Below are 6,698 nucleotides of genomic sequence, written 5' to 3'. Positions count from 1 at the left end.
GCCGGGAGCCCAGGAGCAGGACGCTTCCTCATCCACGCGATGCCAACTGCCAGCAGCCGCCGTCCTGGCGTCTGACCGCCGGTTAGCCCCGTCCCCCTGGCCGCTCGATCGTACGGCCACCACGACCCGTATCAAGAGCGCCAGAGGCGTCCCTACGGGATCGGCAAGCCGACTCTTGACACGCGCCGCGCTGGCCTGGGTTGGCAGCTATCAGGGGGACGGGACAGGAGTGGTGGCGCGGTGTCAGGAGACGAGCTCCTCGAGCATGATGCCTTCGCTCGCGAGGGTTTCTCGCATCCAGCGCCGTATCAGTTCGTTCGACATGTCCCATGCGTACTGCAGGCCTTCAGCGGGTGTCTGCCTGGTGTCAGCGCGGAGAGATCCAGGGAGACTGGCGGCGGTGTCCGCTAGCAACCGGATCAGCTCGTGGTGGTCGTCGATGACTTCGCCCGAGTCGAATCCGGGATCACGTCGAAGACACGCAATCGTGCGAATGTGGGCGAGCGCACTTTGGATGAGGACCACGTTCGCCCGGGTGGCCAATTCCTCGCCGCGACGTTCTCTTCTCCGCATGCAGCCATCATCCAGCACGAACTCGACTACGGATCAGACCGGCGATGGCTCGCCCCCGTGAGCGATTAGCGAGCGATTACGACGGGTCAGCCAGGGTCAGATGGGGTCAATCGGCGGGCACCGGCTGAGGCTCAGCGCCAGGCGGTGAGCGTGCGTTCGACCGATCTTCCAAACTGGCTACGCGAGTTCGATTCTCGTCACCCGCTCCAACAACAGGAGGCCCCCAGGCACGGGGATTCCTGAGGCTAAGGGTCTTCTCTCATGTCCGGGCCAGATCCGGCCGGGGACGATCGCACTTCCGCCGGAGCCGTTCTGCCCAGTGGAGGAGATCCGTACGCCGCAGTCCGTGGCGCTGGCCCGCTCGGGCTGCCCGCCTGACCTGCTCTGTGATCTGACAACTGATGTGCGACATATTTCCGTCACCCGATGTGTGACATCTGGCCTAGGCTTCGGCGGGTGAATGAAGCGACGGCGGATCCACGGCTACGGCTTTGGCGTGAACGGCTGACGGCCCGCGCGGAGGAGGCCCTCGACGCTCTCGCCGCGGTTCCAGGGGTTGTTGGGCTGGTGCTCGGTGGAAGCTTCGGCCGCGGAGAGCACTGGCCGCTGAGCGATCTCGATGTGATCGTCCTCAGCTCCGGCCGGCCTGTCGGTGAGGTAGCCACCGAGGTGGACTGGCACTCGTTAGCGCTCAGTTCGATGTGGGGCACAAGCGGCGTCTACACGGCGGTCGACGCCGGTCGACTCACGTTCGACGAGGGCGAGGTGCGCGATCCCGGCGACATGCTCGTGCGGATGGACGACAGCCGCTGGCTTCACGGCATCGACAAGATCTACGGCGGTATGGCGCGCCGCGACAACCACGGAGTCGCCGCTGCGTTGCTGGACTTGTCAACCCGGTGGCGCTTCGACGAGGCCGTGGTGAACCGTCGCATAGAGGAATGGCTTACCGCCGCGCGGCAACTGCTCGTCGACGCCGAGCGTCTGGCCGGCGACGACCCTATTGGTGCCTGGATCGCGATCCGCCGCGCAGCGACCGCGCTGGCCGAGGTCGCCACCGAACGCTGGGGCGAGCGGGCCGGCTCCCTGGGCAGGTACTGGACGCAGTTTGAGGCCCGCGCCCACAGACACGGCGCCACTGCCTTCGCGGACCAGCTCCTGACCGCAGCGCAGGCGGGGCCACAGCCGGCGCGCGACGTTCCGGAATGGCTCGCCGACCGGATCGCGCTGTCGTACCAGGCCCGACTGCTCGTCGGCGAGAACGTCACGCCGGACCAGAACGCCCGCGACAACCTTCTTGCGTACGCCGGCCTCTACCGTGGTCGTTTTCCCACTGCGGCATACGCCTGGATGGGGCCACGATCCGATGCCGACCCGCACGCCGCGATTGCCGCCATCCGGACCCTGGCCGGCTAGCGCCCGCCGACCGCCGATAGGTGGAGCGCGAATTCGGCGCCGGAGCGCCGTCCACGCGATCCCAACTGCGAATGACCGAGGTGCCTGGAGTCTGACCGCCGGTTAGCCCCCAGCAGCCGCCACCGCCCCGAGCGTGACTGTGTCGTTCTGCTTCTTGCACCGCGGCCGTCGGCGGGCGTCAGTGTGCGGGGGTCGGCTCGATGTAATCGGGGTCGGGGTCGGTGGTGAAGCGGGTTGCGGCGATGGTTGTCGAGCCGGTGAGCCAGGCTTTCGCGATTCTGTGGCCGCCGTCCATCAAGCGGCCGTCGGCCGACAGGATCACCGGGTAGCGGAGATCTGCCTTCTGGATACGGTCGGCGTGCTGGGCGACCATTCGGCAGGTGACTGGTCCGCCACCGAACCAGCAGTCCTCGTCGAACTCCCGGATGGTGTCGATCGGCACACGCTCGACCGGAAGATCTTCCGCCAACTTCCAGAGTCGTTCGGTCAGGTAGAAGGCTCGGCCGCCGGGCACAGTGCGTGAGTGTCGTTCAGGCATCGCACCATCATCACTCGTTGAGCCACTCCCCACATGCCTAATCGTGACCCAGTGGAGCACGCGGTAGTTGACGAGGAGGTGGCCGCTGGGTGAGGTGGTACTGCGGGGACGCTGCGACGTACGCGGGAGCGGCGTTCAGGCACGGCGGCAGGCCGGGATTGGGCTGTCTTAACTGGCTGGCCAAGGGGTCGACACGTGGGTAGGGTCGCCCGGGTGTCGACGTGGACCACGCCTGAGCGACCCGAGCCGCCGTACAACCCGATCGATGAGCGGGCAGCACTCGAAGACCGCCTCGAGTTCCAGCGGACGACCTTGCTGCTGAAATGCGGCGGGCTGACGCCTGAACAACTGGCGCTGCGGTCGGTGCCGCCGTCGAAACTCTCGCTGCTCGGCCTGGTTCGGCACCTGTCTGGAGTCGAGGCCTGGTTCCATGCGTACGACGGCCAGCCCGACCACCTGTTCTTCTGGGACTACGCGCCCGGCTCGACGGCAGGCTCCGAGGAGGTCGACATCGCGTATGCCGCCGACGACCTGGCCAGCTATCTAGCAAGCGTCGCCCGGTCGCGTGAGGCCGTGGCCGGTCGCAGTCTCGACGAAGCCAGTCCCGGCGAGGACTACACCCTGCGGTGGATCTACCTGCACATGATCGAGGAGTACGCCCGCCACAACGGCCACGCGGACCTCCTCCGCGAACGCATCGACGGCACTACGGGCGAATAACCAACCCGCCGGTTGGCTCAATCCAGCGAGACGGGCCAGTCGTTCTCGGGGAGGAGTTCGCGGAGGGTCGACGTTCGGTGGCGGCCCAGAACGACTTCGGTATCAACGTTTGCCGGGTCGATCTGGCGGATGAACTCTCGGCAGCGGCCGCACGGCGGCACAACGTGCACCGGGTCCCCGTCCGCTCCCTGCCAGACGGCCACGATCTTCGCGATCTTGTACTCACGAGCAGTCACCATCGCGGCGATGGCAGCGTGCTCGGCGCAGAATCCCGTGCCGGAGGCGGTGTCGATACACACACCGACGTAGACGCTGCCGGTATCAGTGATGAGAGCCGACGCCACATCGCCGAAGAGTCGATCACCGACATGGTGAGGATGGAGTACGGCAGCGGCCGCGTCGATCAGGCTGTCGTTACTTTGAACGATCACGCACGGAACCTAGCGGCCCGGTCCAGCTAAGGGCTATGGGATTTCGCCAGTGGCCCAGGGCAGAGGCACGATCGTCTGGCCTGGGCCGTTCGCTTCCGACGTTCAGGTGGTCTCGGGCTCGGTGGCGGTTGCGTACCGGAAGCGTCGTACTTCCTGTGGCCAACCGCAGGCCACCGCGATCTTTCCCGCCCACAACCGCGCAGCCTCCTCATCGGCCACGTCGACGACGGCGAAGCCGCCGAGGTACTCCTTGGTCTCGATGTACGGACCGTCTGTGAACAGCGGGGCACCGCTCGACGCGTCGACGCTGAACACGGGCGCAGCGTCGTCCAGGCCGCCGGTGAAGATGAGGACGCCGGCAGCCTTCATCTCTGCCCTCAGCGCGGTGGTCCGCTTGGACGCCGCGCGTAGATCGTCGTCCGTGAGATCGGGCACCCATTCGTCGTTGAATGCGATGAGGTACTCCGTCATGTCTCCTCCTTCGCGGGGCGGCCCCTACGGCCACTCTCCACCTTCTCCACGAACGGCGGCAGCCCGATCCGACACCGCATCAGAAGATCACAGGTCGCACCAATCGCCGGGCTGCCGCTGCCGAGGTAGTCCCCGAGCACCCGCCGTATTGCGCCGGGCAGTCGGCAGGAGGCTCAGGCGTGGGTGTTTCGTGTGGCTGGGCGGTGGAGGACGTAGCGCGGCATGGTGCCTGACTCGCCGTACTCGCTGGGGTCGGCGATCCCGTCGTACGTGAGGCCAGCGCGTTCGGCTGTGGCGCGGGAGGCGAGGTTGAGTTCGTCGATGGTCGCCACGACGCGGTCCACCGGCCAGTTCTCGAACGCCCACGCGGCCACGAGAGGGATCGACTCGGAGGCCGCACCTTTGCGCCTGCTCGCGGGGAACACCACGTAAGACAGGTAGGCACTCCCCTGTCCTCGATCCGCGACGTCGATGCCGCCTGCGAGTACGTCGCCGAGCCAGATCCCCCAGGCCCGCTTGCTCCCGGAACTCACCCAACTTTCGCGCGTCTCACGGATGTACCGCACGACGTTCTCCCGCGGAGCAGGCCCCGGCGCCTCGAACCACCGCTGCTGCTCCACATCATCACCAGCGTGCCAAGTATCGACATCGCCCGTCGTGAGCACCCGCAAGACCACCCGAGCCCCCACCAACACAGGCCAATCCGAGTCCGTAGTTCCAGCCACCAACGGACCGTAGCAGTCGGCCGTGCCGCCTTGGCCTCCGCTGAAATACCGTAGGTCAGTTGGGCATCCAACAGAGGCAGAACGGGTGGCCGGCGGGGTCGGCGTACACCTGGACGCCGCGTGGGGCTGTGCGGTCGTCGGCGGCTTTCAACAGTCGTCCGCCGAGGCTGATCACCTGCTCATGGGCAGCGTCGTGGGCCTCAAGCCCTTCGAGGTAGAAGTCGAGATGCATCTGCTGAGGCGCGCCATCGGGCCAATCCGGCGGCACATGGTTCGGAGCGGACTGGACGCCCAGTGCCCACTCGCCATCGACCCAGATCGCGCGCCATCTGTCGCCCCACTCCTCGACAGTGCCACCCAGGAACGCCGCCCAGAACGCACTCTCCGCATCGATATCCGCAGCGTCGAACACGATCATCCGATGTTTGATGTCCATAGCTCGCCAGTGTGGCAGCACGCGGTACGTCGCCCGCGCGATCAGCGTGGACGCAGACCGGACACACCTCCTGGGCTAGGGTCGCCGCGTGGGTCAGGTTGGGGATGGGACTTCGCGGTTGGTGGTTCTGCGGGGGAATTCGGGGTCGGGGAAGAGCACTACGGCGCAGGCGGTGCGGGAGCGGGTGGGCCGTGGGGTTGCGTGGATCGAGCAGGATTATCTGCGCCGGATCCTGCTGCGGGAGCACGACAGACCCGGTGCGCCGAACGTCGGTCTGATCGACCAGACCGCGCGCTACGCGCTGGAGAACGGCTATCACGTGATGCTCGAGGGCATCCTGTACAGCCCGACGTACGGCGACATGCTTCGGCAACTGATCGCGGATCACGTGGGCCGGACGGGCGTGTACTACTTCCAGCTCTCGTTCGACGAAACCGTCCGGCGCCACGCGACCCGCCCACTGTCCGAGGTCGTCACCACCGAGCAGATGCGCGACTGGTACCAGCCGTGCGACCTGCTCAACGTCCCAGGCGAGCAGGTGATCGACCCGTCCAGCAGCCTCGACGAGACCACCAGTCGCATCATCACCGACCTCACCTGGACCACGGGCGGCCGCGCGGCCAACCCACTCGACTGAGCTCAGTGCAGCAGCGCAGGGAACCAGGGGTGGTCGGGAGCGATGCGGTTGCGGAGCCAGTGACGGCGGTCAGCGTCCAGGAGGTGTACGACGTCCGTGAAGTCGTCGTTGTCCTTCGGCCGGCCACCGCGTGACTTGAACAGAAGCACGATCTCCGGCGCGAGGTACGGCGTACCGTCCAGCGACGTCAGCGTGATCTCGGTGAGCGGCTTCCGGATGGTGCCGCGGCCGCGGTGGAAGACCCACTCGTCGGCGTCGGACGCGGCGAGCAGGATCTGGATCGGGCAGGGGTTCGCGTCGTCGGGGAAGACGAGCGCGTCGGGGCCAGGGGTGAGTTGTTCGTCCGGTTCCCACGGACGGCGCGTGCCGGACTCGGGGTGCTGGACCATGGGGCGCGGCATGGTGAACGTCTTGGCGACCTGATCGAGATCGCGGGCCAGAACCAGTACATCCACGTCGCTGTGCGGCCGACGTACCCGGCCCGCGAACAGATCCAGCGCCCACCCGCCGGTCACCCAGTACGAACCCGGATAGCCGTCGAAGAGAGAACGGGCCGCCAGCAACTGATCAAACGAATCCACAACAGGACTCCTCGCATGAGTTGGATGCGGTGAGCCCCGAGAGGGTCAGAGCCGCCGGGGAGATCGGCGAGGCGGCACCGCGCAGATAGACCGCATGTGCACCACCTCCTTCACGCTCTGACTCGACCGCAGGTTAGCAGCGCACCGCGCCGACCACCCAAGCAACTACC

10 protein-coding genes are annotated in these 6,698 nt (G+C 66.8%); 3 read left to right on the top strand and 7 right to left on the bottom strand.

Features of this window, described 5'->3' with window-relative positions; all coding sequences use genetic code 11:
* Positions 1-243: 243 nt before the first annotated feature.
* The gene (locus tag AB0I34_RS42485; RefSeq protein WP_360457838.1) at positions 244-591 is read right to left on the bottom strand and encodes a hypothetical protein; all 348 of its coding nucleotides are present in this window, start codon (positions 589-591) and stop codon (positions 244-246) included.
* Positions 592-1,029: 438 nt separating this feature from the next.
* Between AB0I34_RS42485 and AB0I34_RS42480 the strand changes: the two genes are divergently transcribed.
* Positions 1,030-1,989, top strand: coding sequence for a nucleotidyltransferase domain-containing protein (locus AB0I34_RS42480; RefSeq protein WP_360457835.1), 960 nt, complete (start codon positions 1,030-1,032; stop codon positions 1,987-1,989).
* 178 nt (positions 1,990-2,167) lie between these two features.
* Here the strand turns inward: AB0I34_RS42480 and AB0I34_RS42475 are convergent, their stop codons facing one another.
* The gene (locus AB0I34_RS42475; protein WP_360457832.1) at positions 2,168-2,527 is read right to left on the bottom strand and encodes a hypothetical protein; all 360 of its coding nucleotides are present in this window, start codon (positions 2,525-2,527) and stop codon (positions 2,168-2,170) included.
* A gap of 213 nt (positions 2,528-2,740) precedes the next feature.
* On the opposite strand from AB0I34_RS42475, the gene AB0I34_RS42470 reads away from it, so the two are divergent.
* Positions 2,741-3,247 (top strand): DinB family protein, encoded by a 507-nt coding sequence (locus AB0I34_RS42470; RefSeq protein ID WP_360457829.1) that lies wholly within the window; start codon positions 2,741-2,743, stop codon positions 3,245-3,247.
* 17 nt (positions 3,248-3,264) lie between these two features.
* Here AB0I34_RS42470 and AB0I34_RS42465 read toward each other — a convergent pair whose 3' ends face one another.
* From AB0I34_RS42465 to AB0I34_RS42450, 4 genes are all read right to left on the bottom strand, one after another.
* Positions 3,265-3,678 carry a cytidine deaminase gene (locus AB0I34_RS42465; protein WP_360457826.1) on the bottom strand — a complete coding sequence of 138 codons (414 nt, stop codon included), beginning with the start codon at positions 3,676-3,678 and terminating at the stop codon, positions 3,265-3,267.
* A 102-nt stretch (positions 3,679-3,780) separates the two neighbouring features.
* The gene (locus AB0I34_RS42460; protein WP_360457823.1) at positions 3,781-4,149 is read right to left on the bottom strand and encodes a YciI family protein; all 369 of its coding nucleotides are present in this window, start codon (positions 4,147-4,149) and stop codon (positions 3,781-3,783) included.
* Between the two features lie 173 nt (positions 4,150-4,322).
* Complete coding sequence (locus tag AB0I34_RS42455) at positions 4,323-4,826, bottom strand: GNAT family protein (RefSeq protein WP_360457844.1); 504 nt, start codon at positions 4,824-4,826, stop codon at positions 4,323-4,325.
* Positions 4,827-4,929: 103 nt separating this feature from the next.
* A complete protein-coding gene (locus AB0I34_RS42450) occupies positions 4,930-5,292 on the bottom strand; it encodes a VOC family protein (protein ID WP_360457820.1) in 363 nt (120 codons plus the stop codon).
* A gap of 106 nt (positions 5,293-5,398) precedes the next feature.
* Here AB0I34_RS42450 and AB0I34_RS42445 point away from each other — a divergent pair, with 106 nt between their 5' ends.
* Positions 5,399-5,947: a kinase gene (locus AB0I34_RS42445; RefSeq protein ID WP_360457817.1), complete on the top strand. Its 549-nt coding sequence runs from the start codon at positions 5,399-5,401 to the stop codon at positions 5,945-5,947.
* Between the two features lie 2 nt (positions 5,948-5,949).
* Here AB0I34_RS42445 and AB0I34_RS42440 read toward each other — a convergent pair whose 3' ends face one another.
* Entirely contained in the window at positions 5,950-6,528 is a 579-nt protein-coding gene (locus AB0I34_RS42440; RefSeq protein WP_360457814.1) for a hypothetical protein, read from the bottom strand.
* Positions 6,529-6,698: the final 170 nt, after the last annotated feature.

This window comes from Kribbella sp. NPDC050281, assembly GCF_040655855.1.
In the GTDB taxonomy this organism is placed as follows: Bacteria; Actinomycetota; Actinomycetes; order Propionibacteriales; family Kribbellaceae; genus Kribbella.
The sequence above is the reverse complement of the archived record's forward strand: the minus strand, read 5'-3'. Positions and strand labels throughout refer to the sequence as shown.

Bases quoted from the DNA above. Each gene is read 5' to 3' on its own strand.
- AB0I34_RS42475 (WP_360457832.1), bottom strand. From the start codon at position 2,527: ATGCCTGAACGACACTCACGCACTGTGCCCGGCGGCCGAGCCTTCTAC.
- AB0I34_RS42450 (WP_360457820.1), bottom strand. From the start codon at position 5,292: ATGATCGTGTTCGACGCTGCGGATATCGATGCGGAGAGTGCGTTCTGG.
- AB0I34_RS42460 (WP_360457823.1), bottom strand. From the start codon at position 4,149: ATGACGGAGTACCTCATCGCATTCAACGACGAATGGGTGCCCGATCTC.